Source organism: Streptomyces xanthophaeus, assembly GCF_000725805.1.
Taxonomy (GTDB): domain Bacteria; phylum Actinomycetota; class Actinomycetes; order Streptomycetales; family Streptomycetaceae; genus Streptomyces; species Streptomyces xanthophaeus.
The window spans coordinates 118,989-137,733 of record NZ_JOFT01000012.1; the positions used below are offsets into that span (position 1 = coordinate 118,989).

Sequence of the window (18,745 nt, forward strand, 5' to 3'; positions counted from 1 at the left end):
GCGGGCGTTCCGGCTACACCGGTACGCCGTTCTTGTCGCCCTCCGGCTGGACCGGCAGGGCGTCCTTGTGCGGGCCGGGGCTCCCGTCCCCGGCGGGCTCGGCGCCGTGGCCGTCGTCCACCAGCGTGGTCTCGTCGAACGGCAGCCGGCCCGCGAGGACTTCGCCGGCCCGTGCGTGGTCGAACTCCTTCGTCCACGTCCCGATGAGCACCGTCGCGACCGCGTTGCCCGCGAAGTTGGTCAGGGCGCGCGCCTCGCTCATGAACCGGTCGATGCCCACGATCAGGCCGACCCCGTCGACGAGTTCCGGCCGGTGGGACTGGAGTCCTCCGGCGAGGGTGGCCAGCCCCGCGCCCGTCACCCCGGCGGCGCCCTTCGAGGCGATGATCATGAAGAGCAGCAGGGAGATCTGCTCGCCCAGGGCGAGCGGCTTGCCCATGGCCTCCGCCACGAACAGCGAGGACATCGTCAGGTAGATCGCGGTCCCGTCCAGATTGAAGGAGTAGCCGGTGGGCACGGTGATCCCGGTGACCGGACGCGAGACCCCCAGGTGCTCCATCTTCGCGATCAGCCGCGGCAGCGCCGACTCCGAGGAGGACGTGGACAGGATCAGCAGGAACTCCCGGCCCAGGTAGCGCAGCAGCGCGAACACGCTGACCCCCGTACACACCCGCAGCAGGGTGCCGAGGACCACGAACACGAACAGCAGGCAGGTCGTGTAGAAGCCGATCATGATGACGGCGAGGGACTTCAGCGCGTCGATGCCGGTCGCCCCGACCACCGCCGCGATCGCCCCGAAGGCGCCCACCGGCGCGGCCCACATGATCATCGCCAGCACCCGGAACACCAGCTTCTGCACGTGCCCGATCCCGCGCAGCAGCGGCTCGCCGGACCGGCCCATGGCCTGGAGCGCGAACCCGCACAGCAGCGCCACCAGCAGCGTCTGGAGCACCTCGCCGCCGGTGAAGGCGGACACCAGGGTGGTCGGGATGATCCCGAGCAGGAACTCCGGGGTGCTCTCGGCCCCGCCCGCCTTGGCCTGCGCCTCGCCGGCGCTGCGCGCCGCCTCGGTCAGGTGCAGCCCGCTGCCGGGCTCCAGCAGGTTCCCCACCAGCAGACCGATGGCGAGGGCCACGGTGGACATCACCATGAAGTAGCCGAGCGCGAGCCCGCCCACCGCCCCGACCTTGGCGGCCTTGCGGACCGAGCCGATGCCCAGCACGATCGTGCAGAAGATCACGGGCGAGATCATCATCTTGATGAGGTTCACGAAGCCCGTGCCCAGGGGCTTGAGCTCCACGGCCACGCCGGGTGCGGCGAAGCCGACGGCGATGCCGAGGAGCACCGCGGCGATCACCGCGATGTAGAGATAGTGCGTTCTGTCGCGCCTGGCGGCCACGATGCCTCCTGGTGGTGAATGTGTCCCGGGAGGACCATGGCCCGAGGCTGTGACCCCGGTCACCCTTGCGTTCATTGAGTTCACGGCCGGGTGCACACTGAGCGCCATGTTCCGTTTGCCCCGCCCGCCGCGCAGCCTCGCCGGCCAGCTCTTCGCCATGCAGGTGCTGCTGGTCGCAGTGGTCGTCGCGGGCTGCGCCGTCTTCGCCTACGCCACCGCACGGGGCCAGGCCGAGGACTCCGCCCGGCGCCAGGCCGGGGCCGTGGCGCGTGCGGTCGCCGACTCCCCGTCGGTCCAGCAGGCCGTACGGGAGGCCGTACGCGGTACCGACCCCTCGACGGCCCTCCAGCCGTACGCGGAGCGGGTGCGCGTCGACTCCGGGGTCGACTTCGTCACGATCATGGACCCGGACGGGCGGCGCTGGACCCACCCCGACCCGCGCCGGATCGGCGAGCGCTTCCTCGGCAACACCGCGCCCGCGCTGCGCGGCGAGACCTTCAGCGAGACCTACACCGGCACCCTCGGCCCCTCGATCCGCGTGGTCACCCCGCTCACGGACGGGGGCCGGGTGGTCGGAATGGTCAGCGCGGGCATCACCGTCCGCGCGATCAGCGCCCGCCTCGCCGCGCAGCTCTCGGCCCTCGCCTGGGTCGCGGCCGGGGCCCTCGCCCTCGGCGGCGCGGGTACGTACGTGGTCAATGCACGGCTGCGCCGGCACACCCACGGCATGAACGCGGCCGAGCTCAGCCGGATGTACGACTACCACCAGGCGGCGCTGCACGGCGTCCGCGAGGGGCTGCTGATGCTCGACGGACAGCGCAGGATCACCCTGATCAACGACGCGGGCCGGGAACTGCTCGGACTCCAGGGCGAGTTGACCGGCACCGCGGTCGCGGACCTCGGGCTGCCCGCCCCGATCACCGGCGCCCTGCTCGCCGACCGGCCCCGGACGGACGAGGTGCACCTGACCGCCGACCGGGTGCTCGTCGTGAACAGTTCACCCGTCGCGGGCGGCGGCCGCCGCGGCACCGTGGTGACCCTGCGGGACCACACCGAGCTCCAGGCGCTCACCGGCGAGCTGGACCACGAGCGCGGCTTCACCCAGGCCCTGCGCTCGCAGGCCCACGAGGCGGCCAACCGGCTGCACACGGTGGTCTCCCTCATCGAGCTCGACCGCGCCCAGGAGGCGGTCGACTTCGCCACGGCGGAACTGGAACTGGCCCAGGCCCTCACCGACGAGGTGATCACCGCGGTGGGGGAGCCGGTGCTCGTGGCGCTCCTGCTCGGCAAGGCCGCGCAGGCGCACGAACGCGGGGTCGAACTGGTGGTGACCCCGGACAGCAGCGCCATCGACGGCGGCCCCGGCACCCCGCCCGCCCGGGACCTCGTCACGGTGCTCGGCAACCTCGTCGACAACGCGGTGGAGGCGCTCACCGGGGTCCCGGGCGGCCGGATCGCGGTCACCGTCCGGCCCGAGGGGGAAGAACTGCTGCTCCGCGTCGCCGACAACGGCCCCGGTCTGCCCGAGGGGGCCGCGGCCGACGTGTTCCGCCGCGGCTGGTCGGGCAAGGGGGAGGGGCGGGGCCTCGGCCTCGCCCTGGTCCGCCAGGTGGCCCAGCGGCACGGGGGAACGGCAGCCGCCGCGGAAGTCCCGGACGGCGGCGCCGAGTTCACCGTACGGCTGCCGCTGGCCCGGGAGGCCGGCGCATGAGCGGGACGGGCGGGCCGGGCGAGGGCGAGGTGCGGGTGCTGGTGGTCGAGGACGACCCCGTGGCCGCCGCCGCGCACGCGCTGTACATCGGCCGGGTGCCCGGCTTCACGGCCGTCGCGACCGTCCACTCGCTCGCCGAGGCCACCCGCGCCCTGGAGCGGACCCGCGTCGACCTGCTGCTGCTCGACCTCGGCCTGCCCGACGGGCACGGGCTGCGCTTCGCGCGCGGGCTGCGGGCCGCCGGACACCCCGTCGACGTGATCGTGGTGACCTCGGCGCGGGACCTGGCCGTGGTCCGCGAGAGCGTCTCCCTCGGCGTGGTCCAGTACGTGCTGAAGCCGTTCGCCTTCCCGACCCTGCGCGAACGCCTGCTGCGCTACGCCGAGTTCCGCGCGACCGCGGGCGAGGCCGCCGGGCAGGACGACGTGGACCGGGCGATGGCCGCCCTGCGGGCGCCCCGCCCGGCGGAACTGCCCAAGGGGCTGAGCGCGCCGACCCTGGACCGCGTCGCCGCGCTGCTGCGGGCGGCTCCCGAGGGGCTGACCGCAGCGGGGACGGCCGAGGCGGCCGGGATCTCGCGGATCACCGCCCGCCGATACCTGGAACACCTCGTGGACAGCGGGCGGGCGGCCCGCACCCCCCGGTACGGGCAGGTCGGCCGCCCCGAACTGCACTACCGCTGGCTGGCGGAGGCCGCGGCCGCGGCCGGTTCGGTGTCGAAGGTGTAGAACTTCCGGTGGTCCAGCATGTCCGCCGGGGTCACGTCGTTCCAGGGCCGCATCGTGTCGTGCAGGTCCACGACGTTGGCGGTGCCCGCGGCCGGCAGGTAGGTGGACTGCGGGTTCCGTGTCTGCCAGTCGGCCCACAGCTTGTCGATGAAGGCGTGGTGCATCCAGAACACCGGGTCGTTGGGGGAGACCCCGGTCGCCATCTGCCCGCCGACCCACACGTGCACCCGGTTGTGCAGGTTGGCGCCGCGCCAGCCCTCCAGGTGGTTGCGGAAGCCGTTCGAGGAGCTGTTCCACGGCGCCATGTCGTAGACCGGCATGGCGAGTACGGAGTCCACCTCGGCCTTGGTCGGCAGCTGGGCCACCCCGGTGCCGAGAGCGCGCCTGAGGTAGGCGCGCCCGTCCACCCGTACGGCTATGTCCCACTTGCCCGTCGCGTGGGCGAACGGCCCGTCGAGGACCTGCCCGTCGCGGGCCCGGCCGGTGCCGCCGAGGAAGTCCGGGGCCCAGAGGGAGGAGCGGGCCGTGCGGTCCGTCGTCCAGTCCCAGTAGGGGATCGCGACGCTCGCGTCCACTTTCTGCAGCGCCGCCTCGAACTCCAGCAGGAAACGGCGGTGCCAGGGCAGGAAGGAGGGCGATCTGTGCCCGACGCGGTCTCCCGAATCGGTGTCGCTCATGATGAAGCCGTTGTGGGTGGTGACGAAGCGGTCGTAGCTGCCGGTGCGCTTGAGCTCCAGCAGCGCCGCGGTGAAGGCGCGCTTCTCGTCGGGGGTGAGCGAGGCCTGGTTCTTGCGGACGGTCATGCCGAGCCTCCGAAGGGGACGAGGGCGGCGCCCTGGAGTTCACGGACCGCTGCGCGGGCGAGCGAGCGGGGGTCGGAGTAGGTCTCGTAGTGGTTGATCACGCTGATCCAGCTGCCGTCGGCGTTGCGCATGACGTGCAGCTCGCGGCCGTCTATCTGCACGGTGGGCAGGCCCGGGGAGTGGTGCCCGCCGTGGTGGCCGCCCCCTCCCGCGGTGATCTTGATGCGGCGGCCCTGGTAGACCTCGTCGACGCTGGTGCCGGCGGCGCTGATGCCCGCGGCGGTGGAATCGGCGGCGGCGGCCGGGCGTACGGCTGCCGCGGCGGCAGCGGCGGTGAGACCGAGAGCGGTGAGTGCGCCTGCGGAGGCCCCTAAGGCCTGGCGGCGAGTGATCTTGTTCATGCCCCGAGAGGTATCAGGGGCAGGGCAAGGGTCGGCCAGTATCCGGACATCTACTGATAAGTTGCCCATAGAACAAGTTGGATGATCTTCCCGTCCGGAGCGGCTCCAGCAGTCCGGACGGGAAGATTTTTGGACTCAAGGCTACTCGACAGTAATTTCTTCGGCCGCGTGAGGTCCCTATGGGAGGGGTCACATCGAAGAGAAGGCCGGAAGCGATGGTGCGGAGCGGGTCCCGGGAGTCCGGGCGGAGCCGGGACTCCCGAGGCGGCTTCCCCGAGTATTGACCGATTCTTCCCTATAGTCCCGATATGGCTCTTCACAAGACGAAGGACGACGGCGAGAACGACGTCGGCACCGACGTGTTCGCGTCCACCCTGAGCGGTCAGATCCTCCCCAAGTTCCGAATGCCGGACGATCACTCGCCGACCGAGGTCGTCTACGAGCTCCTCCACAACGAACTGCTCCTCGACGGCAACGCCGCCCAGAACCTGGCCACCTTCTGCACCACCTGGTCGGACGACGGCGTGCACCGCCTGATGAACGAGTGCCTCGACAAGAACATGATCGACAAGGACGAGTACCCGCAGACCGCCGAGATCGAGGCGCGCTGCGTCAACATCCTGGCCGACCTGTGGAACGCACCGCCCGGCGGCGCCGCCACCGGTTGCTCCACCACCGGCTCCAGCGAGGCCGCCATGCTCGGCGGCCTCGCCCTCAAATGGCGCTGGCGCAACCGCCGCCTCGCCGAAGGACGCTCCGGCGACCGGCCCAACCTGGTCTGCGGGCCGGTCCAGGTCTGCTGGGAGAAGTTCGCCCGCTACTTCGACGTGGAGCTGCGCCAGATCCCCCTGGAGCCCGGCGCCACCGGCATCCTGCCCCACCAGCTCGCCTCGTACGTCGACGAGAACACCATCGGCGTCGTCGCCATCCTCGGTGTCACCTACACCTGCGACTACGAACCCGTGGCGGAGATCGCCGCCGAACTCGACCGCATCCAGGCCGAACACGGCTGGGACGTCCCCATCCACGTGGACGGCGCCAGCGGCGCCTTCGTCGCCCCCTTCCTCCACACCGACGTGGTGTGGGACTTCCAGCTGCCGCGGGTCGCCTCCGTCAACACCTCCGGCCACAAGTACGGGCTCGCACCCCTGGGCGTCGGCTGGATCGTGTGGCGCACCGCCGACCTGCTGCCGGCGGACCTGGTCTTCGACGTGGACTACCTGGGCGGTGACATGCCCACCTTCGCCCTCAACTTCTCCCGCCCGGGCGGCGAGGTCATCGCCCAGTACTACCTGTTCCTGCGCCTGGGCCGAGGCGGCTACCGGCGCGTCCAGGAGGCCTGCGCCGAGACCGCCCAGTACCTGGCGGGGGAGATCGCGTCCATGGGGCCCTTCACGCTCCTGTACGACGGCCGGGGCGCCCTGCCCGCGGTCTCCTACACGCTCAGTGACCCGGAAGGGGCCGGGTTCACCCTCTACGACCTCTCCGAGCGGCTGCGGATGCGCGGCTGGCAGGTGCCCTCGTACCCGCTGCCGGCCGACCGTCAGGAGACGGTCATCCAGCGGGTCCTGGTCCGGCACGGCGTCACCCGGGACCAGATCGCCCTCCTCGTCGCCGACCTGCGCCGCGCGGTGGAACACCTGCGGGCGACGCCCCCGCCGGTGCCGACGACCGCGCCCCGCTCCGGCTTCCACCACTGACGGCGGGGGCCGGGCGGCGGTCAGCGCACCGCCGCCCGGCCCCGTGGCCGAGGCGTCGGCCAGAGCATGCCGAGAGCGGACAGCGCCTCGACCCGGTCCGCCGCCAGGGAGTCCGCACGGGAGCGCTGGTTGGCGATCCAGGAGCCCAGGCGCAGCTCCCGGTCGCCGACCCGCTCCACGTGCGTGCGGGGGACCCGCAGGTGGTGCTCGCGGGCATGGAACGAGCGCGCCGCCTCCAGGTGTTCCGCCCACGCGGTGGCGTGGCTGCGGCGCCGCGGCGCCCCCGCGGCCCCGTCACCCGTCCCCGGGGTCAGCCCGAGCGTGTGCTCCAGCAGCCAGCGCTGGGCCCAGGACAGCCGCTCCCAGGCCGCCTGCTGACCGCGCGCCCACCCGCCCAGGTCGTGGCCCTGCACCACCACCTCACCGGGCCCCTGCGGGAGCCGGCCGCCCGCGTCCAGGTGCACCCGGGTCAGGTGGAAGGCGCGCTGCCAGGCGATGTCCCAGGCCGGGCACCAGGACGGGTCGACGGCGTCGAGGGCCTCCCGGCGCTCCTCGGGGAGCGCGCCGGGCCCCTCGCGGCGGGCGGCGGCCCGCTGGTTCTTGACCCACACCCCGACCGGCGCCCCGTTCCAGGTGGCGTCGACCGGCGGCAGCAGGTGGCCGTGCTCCGCGGCCCAGGCCCGGGCCGCCGCGAGCCCCTCCTCGAAGGCCACGTCGAAGTGGCTCCACACCATGCCGAGCGCGTCGAGCTGCGCCACGCGTTCCCGGCCGAGGGCGCCCCGGCGGTACGTGCGCCGCACGTCCGCGACCCACTGCCCGAGCGGGAAGCGGGCCAGCCCGGGCGGCCAGTCCCCGCCCTCCGCCGGGACCCGGAAGGCGAACGGCACCTTGAGGTCCCCGGCCCCGGCGGCGTAGATCCGGGCGGCCTCCACCCCGCGCCGCCAGTGCTCGCGCTCCGGGTGCAGGACGCGCAGCCGGATGAACGCCGCCAACTGCGCCGGGTCCCGGGGCGTGGAGAAGCTCAGCAACGCCTGCGCCCCGCCCGAGGTGCCCGGGACCGCGGCGGGCCGGACCGGACGGCCCGGCGACTGCGGCTGGGCCAGGGACTCGACGAGGCGGCTGTCGTGGGCGCGCAGTGCCTCCAGCAGCCGCGCCAGGTCCCGGTACGCCCGCGAGGTCAGCATCGTCTCGGCCGTCTCGCCCGGCCCCAGCAGGACCGGCACCACCAGGGAGGCGACCTTCCCCTCCCCGGGCCGGATCCGCAGCGCCCGGCCGACCGCCTGGACCAGGTCGGGCATGGACCCCCGGACGTCGGCCCAGAAGACCGAGTCGCACTCCTTGGTGTCCACGCCCTCGCCGAGCACCCGGACGCTGCCCAGGAAGGCCTTGTCCGCGGTCCGCTCGTCCGCGAACGCCTCCAGCACCCGGCGCCGGTGCGCCGCCGTGTGCTGCCCGTACAGCCAGTCGGCCCACACGGTGCGCGGGTACGCCGGCCCGGCAGACCGTCCGGCGCGCCGCAGCCGCGCGGCCACCTCCGGCAGTCCGGACGCGAAGGCCTCGGCCTCCTTGGTCAGGTGGTGGAAGACGAGCGTGCGCCGGAAGCCCTGGTCGGCGGCGGCCTTGACCAGCGCAGTCTGGAGCGCGGCCAGGCGTGCTCCGCGGACCGCGTCGGAGCGGCCGTCCCGGCCCAGCAGCACGGCCGCCTGGAACCCCGGATCGGTGACGTCCACGCACACCACGCGGTACGGGGCGCAGATCCCGCGGCTGATGGCCTCCGACAGCGCGAGGGTGTGGCAGCGGGCGCCGAACGGGCCCCGCGGATCGTCCTCCATGGAAGCGACCAGCTCGCCGCGCCCGGCGGGAGGGCCGCCCTCGTCCTCCTCGCCGTCCTGCCAGACCCGGGGAGTGGCCGTCAGGTACAGCCGCCGGACGGCGGGGATCCGTGCGTTGTCGTGCACCACCGCCCAGGGCTTCCCGATCCGCCCGGACGTCCGGTGGGCCTCGTCGACCACGATCAGGTCCCAGCCCGGCAGTCCGGCGAGGTGGGCCCGTTCGACGGTCCCCAGGCCCAGCGAGGCGTACGTGGCGAACACCGTCACCCGCTCGCCCGGCAGGCCGCCCCGGCGCGCCAGTTCGTCCGGATCGGTGGTGGTGGGTGCGCCCGCGTCCTTCTCGCTCAGCGAGCACACGGCGAGGTACCGGCCGGGGCGGCCGCCCTCGCGCCAGGCCCGGGCGGTCTGTGCGAGCAGGTCCAGGGAGGGCACCAGCACCAGCACCCGGCGGGCCTTCAGCTCCTCGGCCGAGCCGACCGCGACCAGGGTCTTGCCCGAACCCGTGGCCATGATCACCTGGGTGCGCAGTCCCGCCCCGGGCACCCGGCCGCCGGCGGGCAGTTCCAGTGCGCGCACCACGGCGTCGACGGCCTCGCGCTGGTGCGGGCGGAGTTCCTTCTTCACCATGCCGTCACCGTCACCGTCACCCTGACCGCCACAGTCACCCTCGCCGTCACTTCACCGTCGCCCCGCCATCCGTCACCGTTACCCGCTGCGGCGTCGACCTCGTCGTGCCGGGCGCATGATCAGGTGGTTCTGCTCCAGTTCCTATCCCGCCCTCCACTATGACTCATGGGGGGCGGGGGCGGAGGGAGCCGCGCGGGGACACGCGGAGCGAGGGCGGGACCGGCCGGCCCCGGTCACATGCGGGCGCCGAAGTTCTGCGTCCACCAGGGACCGCCGGGGCCCTGGTGGATGCCCACGCCGATGTCCTTGAACGAGCAGTTGAGGATGTTCGCGCGGTGGCCCGGGCTCTTCATCCAGCTGTCCATGACGGACTGCGGGGTCTGCTGGCCCTTCGCGATGTTCTCCCCGTACGTGGACCAGCGGTAGCCGGCGGCGGTCGTCCGCTTGCCGGGGTCCGTGCCGTCCGGGCTGGTGTGGGAGAAGAAGTCCCGGCCCGCCATGTCGTCGGAGTGCCCCTGGGCGGCCGCGCGCAGCTGTGCGTCCTCCTTCAGCGGCTCGCATCCGGCCGCCTTCCGTTCGTTGTTGACCAGCGCCACCACCTGGCTCGCCGCGCCCCCCTGCGGCGCAGGGGCCGGAGCCGGGGCGGAGGCGCGCGGCGTGGGTGAGCTGCTGCGCGGCTGAGTGGGGCTGGGGCTCGGGCTCGCGGTGGACGGGCTCGGCGAGGCGGACGCCGAAGGGGAAGCGGACGGGGAGGGCGAAGCCGGTGCCGAGGGGGAGGGCGAAGCCGACTCCGAGGGCAGGGCCGCGCCGTCGGTCGCCGACAGCGCGGCCACCGGGGAGGCGGGAGCGCCGCCCGCTTCGGAGTCGCCGGAGCCGGGGAGCGTGCCGACGTACACCAGGCCGCCGCCCGCGACGCACGCGGCGATCACCGCGCCGCCGATCACCCGGCGGCGGTTCTGCCGCCGCTTGCGCAGGGCACCCCGGCCGCCCGTCATGGCGCCCGCCGCTTCCGCCGCGTGGGTGGAGGCCACCGGGGTGAGCTGCGTCGCCGCGTCGGCGAAGTCCGTCCCGGAGCCGTCGGCGAAGGCCGAACCCGCCGGACCGAAGTCGGCCCCACCGGCCGCCCGTACGCCCGCCAGCAGGGCCGCCGAGACCGGGACCAGGGCCAGGCCCGCCAACAGCCCCTCCGCCGGGACCAGGCCGCTCCACAGCCCGGAGCAGCGCACGCACTCCCGCGCGTGCCGGGCTATTCGCTTGCGCCACAGGGCCGAGGGCCGCCCGTCCCAGCCCGCCGTCACGGTGCGCAGCCCGTCGCACGGGGGCTGCGCCTCCAGGGCCCGCTCCACGACCCGGGCCGCCTCGAGCTGGGCCTTCATCCGCTGCACCCGGACGGCGGTGTGCTGCGGGGACAGTTCCAGGGCCGAGGCCATCTCCGCGCGGGTCAGCTCCCCGGCGCACTCCAGCCACCAGAGGGAGAGCAGCGCCCGGTCGTCGGGCTCCAGCCAGCGGGTGGCGCGGGCCGTCTCGCGGCGCTGGCCGGCCAGCTGGAGGCGTACGACGGTCAGGTCGGCGAAGTCGGCGCCCGGGTCGGCGATGTCCGCGGCCGTCTCCAGGGTGCTCTCGCCGTAACCGCTCTGGCGGGCCTGCCCGTACGCCCGTACGCGGTTCATCGCGATCGCCACCAGCCAGGACCGGAAGCTCTCGTCCGAGCGCAGGCCGCCCAGACCGTCGAGCGCCCGCAGCATCGTGTCCTGCACCACGTCGTCCACGTCGCAGGACCCGCCCAGGGCCCGGCCGACGATGTTGTAGACGAGGGGCAGATAGGCGCTGACCAGTGCGTCCTGCGCGCGGGCATCGCCCGCACGGGCCGCTGCCACCAGCTCTGCCGTGTGCTGTGTACTCATGTCGTGATCCCTGTCCGTACCGGCGGTCGATGATGCCCAATGACTGGGAGACCGTCGAGTGGGGCTCCGATAACACTTATCCCGCAGAACGGTCCGAGGATTCCCGCGGACGGCGTCCTGCCGAGGCGTCCGCCTGGGCGGGGCACCGCAGGGCCGCCAGCATCGCATCCCCGGGAACGACGCCGACCACCACCCGCCCCACCGGGCCGTGGCCGCGCTCGGGATCGGCTTCGCGGCCCGGGAACTCCCGCCGCGGTCCCGTCCGTTGAGGTCACCGAATGCCTGAGCGGGTGCCCCCTTCGGACGGGACGGCCGCGGGACGGGCGGGTTGGGGGCGCCATGTCGACGTTGCTCTTACGGAGATCCGGTCGCGGGTGGAGCCGCCTCTCCGCGGCCCTGGCCGCAGCCGTGCGGGCGGTGTCCCGCAGGGCCGCCGCGTGGCCGTGGCCCGCGAAACCGGCCGCGGGCCCCGCCGGGGCCCTCCTGCGCACCCCCGCCGGGCGCATCCCGCGCGTGCGCATGAGGGCCCGGCCCGAGACGGCCGATGGGCAGACCGCCGGGGCCCGCGGCGCACCCCCCGCCTACGTCGAGCGCGACGTCGGACCCCTGTTGCACGAGGCCCTGGCCCGAGCCGGGTTCGTCCTCGTCGTGGGCGAACCCGCTGCGGGCCTGACCCGCCTCGCCCACGAGGCGGTGCGCACGCTCCACCCCCGCCACGCCTTCGTCCGCCCGCTGACCCGCGCCGCACTGCCCGAGGCCGTACGGCTCGCCGCCCGGCGCCGCCGGGCCGTGCTGTGGCTGGACGACCTGGCGGAACACCTCGGCCCGGACGGCCTCACCACCGCCCGGCTGGACGCCCTGCGCCGCACGGTGGTGGTCGCCACGATGCGCACCGAGGAGTACGAGCGCCACCGGGCCCGCGAGACGAGCCGCCTCATCGGCTCCGACGGGGACGCCTGGCGGGACCAGCGGGAGCTGCTGCGCCGCGCGGTCGTCGTCCGCCTCGACCGCCGCTGGACACCCGCCGAGCGGAGCCGCGCCGAGGCCCGGCGCCACGATCCGCGGATCGCGGCGGCCCTGGGCGCCGGGGAGCGCTTCGGGATCGCCGAGGTCCTGGCGGGGGCGCCCGGACTGCCGGCCCGCTGGGATGAAGGCTGGGCGGCGGGCGCCCGGCCGCGCGGGGCCGCGGTGGTGGCCGCCGCGCTGGACTGCCACCGGGCCGGGCTGCGCCGTCCGGTCGACGTGGATTGGCTGCGGGCCCTGCACCGGCCCTACCTGGCCGCACGCGGCGGCGACGCCCTGCGCCCGGAGGCCTTCGCCGAGGCGCTGGAGTGGGCCTGCCGGGCGGACGGCGCCACCGGGTCCCTGCTGACCGGCAGCGGCGCCCGCGGCTACACCGCCTGCGGCTACCTGCTGGCAGCCGCCGGGCCGGGTCCCGTTCCGGACCACCTGTGGCGGGCCCTGCTGGCCCGGGCAGGGGCCGAGGACGCGTACGACCTGGGGCTCACCGCCCATCAGGAAGGGAGGCTGGGCCACGCGGTGCTGGCCTACACCCGGGCCCTGGGCGCCGGGGTGGCCGCGGCCGAACTGCCGCTGGCCCTCGCCGTCGGCGACGCGGGCCGCCCGCGCCGGGCCGCCGCCGACCTCGCGGGCATCGTCCGGAGGCGCGAACGCCGGCTGGGCCCCCGCCACCCCGGCACCCTGGCCGCCCGGCACCAGCTCGCCCACTTCACGGGAGAGGCCGGGAACGCCCGGGCCGCTGCCGCCCGGTTCGCCGTCCTCGTGGCCGACGCGCGGGCGGCGCTCGGGCCCGGCCACCCGGACACCCTCGCGGCCCGGCACGAGCTGGCGTACTTCACCGGAGCGGCGGGCGATCCCCGGTCGGCGGTCCGTCAGCTGGAGGCCCTGCTGGCCGACCGGCTGGACATCCTCGGGCCCGACCATGCAGCGACGCTGGCCGCCCGGCGCGGCCTGATCTGGTTCCGGGCCGCGTACGCCGCGCCCGCGGCTGCCGGGGCGGTCCGGGCGGCCGGGGCCGAGCGGCAGTTGGCGGAGCTCCTCGCGGACGCACGGCGCGTACTGGGGCCCCGCGACCCGCACACCCTGGCCGTCCGCGCCACGCAGGCGGCGCTCGCGGCCCGCGCCGGGCGCTGCGCCGAGGCCGTGCGGTCCTGGGCGGACCTGGCGGCCGACCGGACCGCGGTCCTGGGCGGGCAGCATCCGCACGTGGTCCATGCCCGGCTGGAGTGGGCCCGGGCGCTGATCGCCGACGGGCGGCCGGAGGAGGCCCGGGAGCTGCTGGCCGGCATCCTGGCGACCGCCGGGCGCAGCCTGGAACCCGGCCACCGGCACCTGCGCCTCGCCCGGGAGCTCGGCGCCGCCGTCACAGCAGCGGAGCCAGGGCCTCCGTAGCCGCCCGCAAGGCCGGTGCGTAGGCCTCCAGTTCCGTACGGGAGACCAGGAAGGTGACGGTGGTGATGCTGACCCCGCCGACCGGGCGGCCGTCCGGGCCGAGGACGGCGGCGCCGATGCAGCGGATGCTGGGCTCGTTCTCCTCGTCGTCCAGGGCGAATCCCCGGCTCCGGACCGCCGTCAGCTCCGCCTGCAGCGCCTGCGCGGTGGTGAGCGTGTGCGGGGTGCGGCGCGGGAGTCCGGTGGCGCGGACCAGGGCCCGTACCTCCCCGGCCGGCAGATGGGCCAGGACGCTCTTGCCGATGGCGGTCGTGTGCAGGGGCATGCGCATGCCGATCCGGGAGGCGGTGTGGAACGGCTGGTCGCCCTCCACCTTCCGGATGTAGGTGATCGTCTCCCCGCTGTGCAGGGCGAGGTGGACCGTCTGGCCCGTGGCCCGCTGCAACTCGCCGAGGATCCGGCCGATGCCCGCCGGCTCACCTCCGCCGACCAGGGCGGACAGTTCGCGCAACCGCGGCCCCACCCCGTAGCGGCTCTCGCCCTCCACGCGGACGAAGCCCTGCTCTACCAGCGAGGCGAGGATGCGGAAGGTGCTCGACTTCGGGACCGCGGCCGCTGCCGTCACATCGGTCAGACGGTGCGGACCGCCGGGCGCGGCCACCGCCTCCAGGACGCGCAGCGACTTCTCCAGCGCGGAACCGGCCGCCGAGGTCCGGCCCCCGCGCCCGCCTCCTGCCGTTTCCTCCGCTGGTTCTTCCGCTGCTTCTTCCGTTGACACGGGATCTCCTGGCCTGTGTAAGGTCTAGACCAAATGGTTCCGGTACACGATACTGCGTTCCACTACGTGGAACAAAGGGAGGGTTCCTTGTCCTGCCATCCGTACGCGGTCATAGCCGCCCAGCGGCTGCTGCCCGTGCTGCGCAACGCCGACGCGGACGAGGCCGTCCGGCAGGCCACGGCCCTGCTGGCGGCGGGCTGCCGCGCCGTGGAGCTGACCACCTCCACGCCCGGCTGGCCCGGGGCCGTCACCCGCACCGCCCCGCTCACCGACGCGCACGGCCGCCGCGCCGTCGTCGGCGTCGGCACCGTCACCACCACCGCGCAGGCCGAGGCCGCCCTGGACGCGGGCGCCGCCTTCCTCGTCTCCCCGTACCCGGCCCCCGAGGTCCGCGAGGTCGCCGACCGCCGCGCCGCGGTCTTCCTCGAAGGCGGCTTCACCCCCGGCGAGATCGCCGCAGCCGCCCGGTCCGGGGGAGCGGCGAAGGTCTTCCCCGCCCATGTCGGCGGACCGCGGTACCTCCGCTCCCTGAGGGCCGTCCTCCCCGGGGCCCTGATCGTCCCGACCGGCGGCATCAGGCCCGGCGACGTCCACGACTGGCTGGCCGCCGGAGCGACGGCCGTCGGCATCGGTGACGGCCTGCCCGCCGACCCGGCCGAACTGGCCGCCCTCTTCGCCGAACTGGCCCGGCCGTGCTGCGCCGACTGCACCGACCGCACCGCGGGGACCCGCCGGTGACCGGGCCCGCCGCCGCGGCTGCGTACGACGTCCTCGTCCTCGGAGAGGTCCTCGTCGAGGTCCACGCCGACACCGCCCTGCGGGACGCCGCCGACGGGACCCCGGCCCGGATCTCCTACTCCGGCGACGCCCTCAACGCGGCGGCCGCCGCGGCAGCCGCCGGGGCCCGTACCGCCCTCCTCGCCGTGGTCGGCGACGACGAGCTCAGCGTCCCGCTGCTGCGCCGGGCCGCCGAACTCGGCGTGGACGTCTCCCACGTGCGCCGGGCCCCGCGGCCCAACGGCGCCTACCTGCTGTGCGCCGACACCGAGGGCGACCGGGACTTCGTCTACTGGCGGGAGCGGAGCGCCGGTTCCACCCTCTCGGTCCGGCACGTGGCGTCCTGGCGCGACCTGCTGACCCGCTCCAGGTCCCTGGTCACCAGCGGCATCACGGGCGCGCTCGCGCCGAGCAGCCGCCAGGCCGTGCTGGCCGCCGCCGAGACGGTGCATTCGGCGGGCGGGCACCTCTCCTACGACCCCAACTTCCGGTCCCGGCTCACCGGCCGCGACGGGGCGCGGGAGCTACTGGCCCGGCTCGCCCCGTTGACCGGACTGCTCAAGACCTCCTGTCCGGCCGACGCGCTGGCCCTCGTGGACACCGACGACCCGCTTACCGCAGCCGCCCGCTACCGGGCGCTCGGCGCCCGTACCGTCGCCGTCACCGCGGGCGCCGACCGCCTGCTGCTCGCCGAGGACGGGACGGTGACCTGGCACTCCGTCCCCGCGAACCCCGCTCCCGTCGACGCGACCGGCGCCGGGGACTGCTTCACCGGCACCGTCACCGCCCGGCTCGTCCTCGGCGACACCCTGGAGGAGGCCGTGGCCCACGGCACGGCCGCCGCCTCGCTCTCGGTGTCCGGACGCGGCGGCACCGGCTACGTGCCGCCGTTCTGGCGGACGGCGGAACTGGCCGCCGCCCACCGGCGCGCGCGGATGCGGGCACGGGAGGTGGCGGACGAGGGCTGACGGGGACTGACGGACGGCCAGGTGGGGGCAGGGGCAGGGGCAGGGGCAGGGTGGGTGGCGTCCGGCGGCCGGGGCGTCCCGTCCTACGCGGCTCCGAGCCGGGCCATCTCCTGCGGTGACAGGCGCACCGCCCCGGCGGCGACGTTCTCCACGAGGTGGTCCGGATTGCCGGTGCCCGGGATCGCCAGCACGTGCGGCCCCCGGCTGAGCGTCCACGCCAGCCGCAGCTGGGCAGCCGACACGCCGTGGGCCCCGGCCACGGCATGGACCTGCTCACCGTCCTGCTCGACCACCCCCGCCTCCTTGCCCGCACCGGCGATGGCGAAGAAGGGCACGAAGGCGACGCCCTGTTCCCCGCACAGGTCGAGGAAGGCGTGGTCCTCGGCGGGGGAGCCGATTCCGTACGGGTTCTGCACGCACACCACCGGCGCGATGGCCTGCGCCTCGGCGAGGTGGTCGGGCCGGGCGTTGGAGATCCCCAGGTGCCGGATCAGCCCGGCCGTGCGGAGCTCGGCGAGGGCGCCGAAGTGCTCGGCCACCGATCCGCTGGTCTCCCGGCGCGGGATGCGCAGGTTGACCACGTCGAGGTGGTCCCGGCCCAGTTGGCGCAGGTTCTCCTCGACCTGCCCGCGCAGCTGCCCGGGCTCCGCCCACCACCAGTTCCCGGCCGGGTCGCGGCCCGGACCCACCTTGGTGGTGATGACGAGGTCGTCGGCGTACGGGGCGAGCGCACGGTTGATCAGCTCGTTCGCGGAACGCAGCGGGGAGAAGTAGAACGCGGCGGTGTCGATGTGGTTGACGCCCAGTTCCAGCGCCCGGCGCAGCACGGCGGTGACCCGGTCGCGGTCGCTGGGGGAGCCGTCGGCGAGGTGGGTGAGCCGCATGGCGCCGAAGCCGAGCCGGTTGACGGTCAGGTCGCCGAGGGTCCAGGTGCCGGAAGCGGCCGCGTCGATCTTCGCAGTGGTCATCATCCGACCGTACCGGGCCCCGCGGGCCCTGCGACGAGGGGCGGCCCGGCGGGCCCCGTGCGGCCGACCGCGTCCTGCGGGAGTCGTGGCGCGGGCGTGGAGTGACGCCGCCGGGCCGGATCGGTGTCCGCGGCCCGGCGGCGCCGGTCGGTGGGGGCGGGCCCCCTCGGGGGCCTGTGCGTCAGCGGCCGCGCAGACCCCGGTCGACGGCCTTCAGCAGCTCGCCGTCGGAGGTGTCCGCGTCCAGCGACCAGAACATCGCACCGCCCAGGTCCTCCTCGCGGACGTACTGCGCCTTGGTGCGCAGTACCTGCGGGTCGTCGTAGGTCCACAGGGTGGTTCCGTCGAAGAGCCAGGCGTGTCCGCCCCGCCGGTCGCGGTGCACCTGGTAGCTGCCCGCATCGGCCAGCTTCTTCAGCTCCTTGTAGTCCTCGTACCCGGCGGCCCAGGTGGCGGGCGCCGGGCCGGTCGCGGGCTGGCCCATGCCGTCCCCGCCGCCGCTGACCCCGGTCCAGCCCTGCCCGTAGAACGGCATGCCCACGACCAGCTTGTGGGCGGGCGCGCCGCGCCGCTTCCAGGCGTCCACCGTGCCGGCGACGCTGAAGTCGTTGCGGGCGCGCAGCGCGGACTGCTGGGCGGTGGTCTTCTCGCCGGAGACGTGGAAGTCGTAGCCCTGGAGGTTCACGAAGTCGAAGTCCCGCATGATCTTGCGGACGTCGAAGCCCGCGTCGATCTTCGCGGGGGCGGTCGGCACGAAGGCCGTCAGCTCGTAGGCGGACTTCCTGCGCTGGCTGCGGCTGTAGGCGTCGAGCTGCGTGCGGAACTCCTTCACGAGGGCGGTGAAGTTCTGCTTGTCCTCCGGCCGGAACTTCGTGTCCGCGTCGCCTTCCGAACCCGGCCACTCCCAGTCGAGGTCGATGCCGTCGAAGAGCCCGGCGGCCGCGCCCGCACCTCCGCGGGTGCCGTCCTGCGGCAGGTTGCCCTTGATGTAGAGGTCGATGCAGGACTCCACGAAGGCCTTGCGGGACGCCGGGGTGAGGGCGGCGTCGGAGAAGTGGGTGGACCAGCTCCAGCCGCCCAGGGAGATCAGGACCTTGAGGCCCGGGTGCTTGGCCTTCAGCTCGCGCAGCTGGTTGAAGTTCCCGGCGAGCGGCTGGTCCCAGGTGTCGGCGACGCCGTCGACGGAGTTCGCCGCGTCGAGGGGCCGGGCGTAGTCGGCCCAGGCGTCGGCTTCGCCGGGCACGTTCCCCGTGAAGCACTTGCCTTCCGCGCTGACGTTGCCGAAGGCGTAGTTGATGTGCGTCAGCTTGGCGGCCGAACCGTTCGCTTCGAGGTCCTGGACCTGGAAGTCCCGTCCGTAGACGCCCCATTGGGTGAAGTAGCCGACTTTTCTGTACGAGCGGTCGTGCCCGCCCGTCCGGTCGTCACCGTGCGCGCCGGCGGCGGGCGCGAAGGCGGTCAGCAGGGAGAGGGAGCAGGCGGCGACGGTCAGCCTGCCGAGCGTGCTGCGGCGCATGGGCTTCCTTTGCGGATGCGGGGAACGGAGCGGGTGCGCGTGCGCTGTGCAAGCCGGAAACTATTGGTCTGGACCAGAGTGGGTCAAGGGGGTGGACCGAAGTGACGCCCGACGGGCCGTGATCGGCCGGTTACGGCAGACCTCGCTGGGCGACCTCGTCACCGAGGCCGCCCAGCGAGGGCGAACTGCACCGCGGCCGGGCCCGCGTCCGGCCCGCGTCC

The 18,745-nt window shown here is 74.6% G+C and carries 14 protein-coding genes; 6 read left to right on the forward strand and 8 right to left on the reverse strand.

Annotation, left to right across the window (positions count from 1 at the left end; all coding sequences use genetic code 11):
• Nucleotides 1–13: 13 nt before the first annotated feature.
• Nucleotides 14–1,399: a cation:dicarboxylate symporter family transporter gene (locus IO30_RS0106460; RefSeq protein WP_031140185.1), complete on the reverse strand. Its 1,386-nt coding sequence runs from the start codon at nt 1,397–1,399 to the stop codon at nt 14–16.
• A gap of 106 nt (nt 1,400–1,505) precedes the next feature.
• Between IO30_RS0106460 and IO30_RS0106465 the strand changes: the two genes are divergently transcribed.
• Both IO30_RS0106465 and IO30_RS0106470 read left to right on the forward strand, forming a co-directional pair.
• Entirely contained in the window at nt 1,506–3,110 is a 1,605-nt protein-coding gene (locus IO30_RS0106465) for a sensor histidine kinase (protein WP_031140187.1), read from the forward strand.
• Nucleotides 3,107–3,838 (forward strand): response regulator, encoded by a 732-nt coding sequence (locus tag IO30_RS0106470; RefSeq protein WP_031140189.1) that lies wholly within the window; start codon nt 3,107–3,109, stop codon nt 3,836–3,838. Before IO30_RS0106465 ends, IO30_RS0106470 begins: the two co-directional genes overlap by 4 nt.
• On the opposite strand, the gene melC2 is transcribed toward IO30_RS0106470, so the two are convergent.
• Together melC2 and melC1 are read right to left on the reverse strand one after the other, a co-directional pair.
• Complete coding sequence (melC2, locus tag IO30_RS0106475) at nt 3,784–4,641, reverse strand: tyrosinase MelC2 (RefSeq protein ID WP_031140191.1); 858 nt, start codon at nt 4,639–4,641, stop codon at nt 3,784–3,786. The two genes, IO30_RS0106470 and melC2, sit on opposite strands and share 55 nt — an antisense overlap.
• On the reverse strand, nt 4,638–5,042 hold the full coding sequence (gene melC1, locus IO30_RS0106480) for an apotyrosinase chaperone MelC1 (protein ID WP_031140193.1): 405 nt from the start codon (nt 5,040–5,042) through the stop codon (nt 4,638–4,640). Before melC1 ends, melC2 begins: the two co-directional genes overlap by 4 nt.
• A gap of 308 nt (nt 5,043–5,350) precedes the next feature.
• Between melC1 and gad the strand changes: the two genes are divergently transcribed.
• Nucleotides 5,351–6,742 (forward strand): glutamate decarboxylase, encoded by a 1,392-nt coding sequence (gene gad / locus IO30_RS0106485; RefSeq protein ID WP_031140196.1) that lies wholly within the window; start codon nt 5,351–5,353, stop codon nt 6,740–6,742.
• Between the two features lie 20 nt (nt 6,743–6,762).
• Here the strand turns inward: gad and IO30_RS0106490 are convergent, their stop codons facing one another.
• Both IO30_RS0106490 and IO30_RS0106495 read right to left on the reverse strand, forming a co-directional pair.
• A complete protein-coding gene (locus IO30_RS0106490; protein ID WP_078904578.1) occupies nt 6,763–9,201 on the reverse strand; it encodes a DEAD/DEAH box helicase in 2,439 nt (812 codons plus the stop codon).
• A gap of 233 nt (nt 9,202–9,434) precedes the next feature.
• Nucleotides 9,435–11,105: a sigma-70 family RNA polymerase sigma factor gene (locus IO30_RS0106495; protein WP_031140200.1), complete on the reverse strand. Its 1,671-nt coding sequence runs from the start codon at nt 11,103–11,105 to the stop codon at nt 9,435–9,437.
• Nucleotides 11,106–11,522: 417 nt separating this feature from the next.
• Here IO30_RS0106495 and IO30_RS41705 point away from each other — a divergent pair, with 417 nt between their 5' ends.
• Complete coding sequence (locus IO30_RS41705; protein WP_157853127.1) at nt 11,523–13,517, forward strand: tetratricopeptide repeat protein; 1,995 nt, start codon at nt 11,523–11,525, stop codon at nt 13,515–13,517.
• Here the strand turns inward: IO30_RS41705 and IO30_RS0106505 are convergent.
• Nucleotides 13,489–14,295 (reverse strand): IclR family transcriptional regulator, encoded by an 807-nt coding sequence (locus IO30_RS0106505; protein ID WP_051859006.1) that lies wholly within the window; start codon nt 14,293–14,295, stop codon nt 13,489–13,491. The two genes, IO30_RS41705 and IO30_RS0106505, sit on opposite strands and share 29 nt — an antisense overlap.
• Nucleotides 14,296–14,382: 87 nt before the next feature.
• Here IO30_RS0106505 and IO30_RS0106510 point away from each other — a divergent pair, with 87 nt between their 5' ends.
• Together IO30_RS0106510 and IO30_RS0106515 are read left to right on the forward strand one after the other, a co-directional pair.
• Complete coding sequence (locus IO30_RS0106510) at nt 14,383–15,033, forward strand: bifunctional 4-hydroxy-2-oxoglutarate aldolase/2-dehydro-3-deoxy-phosphogluconate aldolase (RefSeq protein WP_234321583.1); 651 nt, start codon at nt 14,383–14,385, stop codon at nt 15,031–15,033.
• Entirely contained in the window at nt 15,030–16,040 is a 1,011-nt protein-coding gene (locus tag IO30_RS0106515; RefSeq protein ID WP_037893350.1) for a PfkB family carbohydrate kinase, read from the forward strand. The genes IO30_RS0106510 and IO30_RS0106515 overlap by 4 nt, the downstream gene beginning before the upstream one ends.
• A gap of 83 nt (nt 16,041–16,123) precedes the next feature.
• On the opposite strand, the gene IO30_RS0106520 is transcribed toward IO30_RS0106515, so the two are convergent.
• Nucleotides 16,124–17,008, reverse strand: coding sequence for an aldo/keto reductase (locus IO30_RS0106520; protein ID WP_031140208.1), 885 nt, complete (start codon nt 17,006–17,008; stop codon nt 16,124–16,126).
• 181 nt (nt 17,009–17,189) lie between these two features.
• Nucleotides 17,190–18,524 carry a glycoside hydrolase family 18 protein gene (locus tag IO30_RS0106525; RefSeq protein WP_031140210.1) on the reverse strand — a complete coding sequence of 445 codons (1,335 nt, stop codon included), beginning with the start codon at nt 18,522–18,524 and terminating at the stop codon, nt 17,190–17,192.
• Nucleotides 18,525–18,745: the final 221 nt, after the last annotated feature.

Excerpts from the sequence above, each read along its gene's own strand:
- IO30_RS0106490 (WP_078904578.1), bottom strand. The coding sequence starts at position 9,201 with ATGGTGAAGAAGGAACTCCGCCCGCACCAGCGCGAGGCCGTCGACGCC.
- melC2 (WP_031140191.1), bottom strand. The coding sequence starts at position 4,641 with ATGACCGTCCGCAAGAACCAGGCCTCGCTCACCCCCGACGAGAAGCGC.
- IO30_RS0106525 (WP_031140210.1), bottom strand. The coding sequence starts at position 18,524 with ATGCGCCGCAGCACGCTCGGCAGGCTGACCGTCGCCGCCTGCTCCCTC.
- IO30_RS0106465 (WP_031140187.1), top strand. The coding sequence starts at position 1,506 with ATGTTCCGTTTGCCCCGCCCGCCGCGCAGCCTCGCCGGCCAGCTCTTC.
- melC1 (WP_031140193.1), bottom strand. The coding sequence starts at position 5,042 with ATGAACAAGATCACTCGCCGCCAGGCCTTAGGGGCCTCCGCAGGCGCA.
- IO30_RS0106520 (WP_031140208.1), bottom strand. The coding sequence starts at position 17,008 with ATGACCACTGCGAAGATCGACGCGGCCGCTTCCGGCACCTGGACCCTC.
- IO30_RS0106470 (WP_031140189.1), top strand. The coding sequence starts at position 3,107 with ATGAGCGGGACGGGCGGGCCGGGCGAGGGCGAGGTGCGGGTGCTGGTG.
- gad (WP_031140196.1), top strand. The coding sequence starts at position 5,351 with ATGGCTCTTCACAAGACGAAGGACGACGGCGAGAACGACGTCGGCACC.
- IO30_RS0106495 (WP_031140200.1), bottom strand. The coding sequence starts at position 11,105 with ATGAGTACACAGCACACGGCAGAGCTGGTGGCAGCGGCCCGTGCGGGC.